A 1,132-nucleotide genomic window follows, 5' to 3' on the forward strand; every position below is an offset into this window, starting at 1 on the left:
GGTAACTTCTCAAAGTAACTTCCACTTTCCTGACCAAAGTGGAAATTAGTCTAAAACGGATTTTTATGGTGGAATTAAGTGTGAGACGTTTGTGGTAGAAATGAGGCCTACTATGACCAAACATAAACACCTTACCCTTTCAGACCGTAATGATATCCAATTAGGTTTAGAGCGCGGTGAAACCTTCAAAGCTATCGCGCAACTTATTCTAAAAGACCCAACTACTGTTTCCAAAGAAGTCAAACGAAACAAACAAATTAGAGACTCTACCTCTAACAACCTTCCTTGCCCTCTACTTGATAAACCTCCCTTTGTCTGTAATGGGTGCTCTAAAAGAAGACAAAACTGTGGCTATCAGAAAATCTTCTACCTCGCTAAGCAAGCTCAAAAGCAGTACGAACAAACTCTTGTCGAAGCTCGTGAAGGAACTCCTCTCAATTCTCAAACTTTCTGGGACATGGATAAAATCATTTCTGAGGGGGTTAAAAAGGGACAACACATCTATCATATCCTCAAAACTCATAACCTTGATGTCAGCTCCTCAACCGTCTATCGACACATCCGAAAAGGTTACCTGTCTATCGCTCCTATTGATCTAACTAGAGCCGTTAAATTCAAAGAAAGACGAACAAGTAACCTACCTTCCATCCCTAAAGAAGCGAAAAAAGGCCGTTCCTATGAGGATTTCCAAAACTATTTAGCACTTAATCAACTAAACTCTTGGCTGGAAATGGATACAGTTATGGGCAGGACTGGAGGCAAGGTCCTACTCACCTTCAACCTGTCCTTCTGTAACTTTATCTTCGCTAGGCTTCTGGAGAATAAAACTGCCCTTGAGGTTACCAAACACCTCTATGACATCAAAAACACTCTTCACGAAGCTGACAAAGATTTCTTCCAACTCTTTCCTGTTATTCTGACAGATAATGGAGGAGAGTTTGCCAGGGTTAAGGACATCGAAATGGATATTCGTGGTGAAATAAAACTCTTCTTTTGTGACCCTAATCGCTCTGACCAGAAAGGGAGAATTGAGAAAAATCACACGCTGATTCGCGACATTCTACCTAAGGGAACTTCCTTTGACAACTTAACTCAAGAGGACATCAATCTCGTTTGTTCACATGTCAATAGC

The 1,132-nt window shown here is 40.9% G+C and carries 1 protein-coding gene; it reads left to right on the forward strand.

The window, feature by feature from the left end; all coding sequences use genetic code 11:
- Positions 1-112: 112 nt before the first annotated feature.
- A partial coding sequence (locus E7C97_RS09505; protein ID WP_316109078.1) for an IS30 family transposase occupies positions 113-1,132 on the forward strand: 1,020 nt, incomplete at its 3' end.

The organism is Streptococcus sp., assembly GCF_032481935.1.
Lineage (GTDB): Bacteria > Bacillota > Bacilli > Lactobacillales > Streptococcaceae > Streptococcus.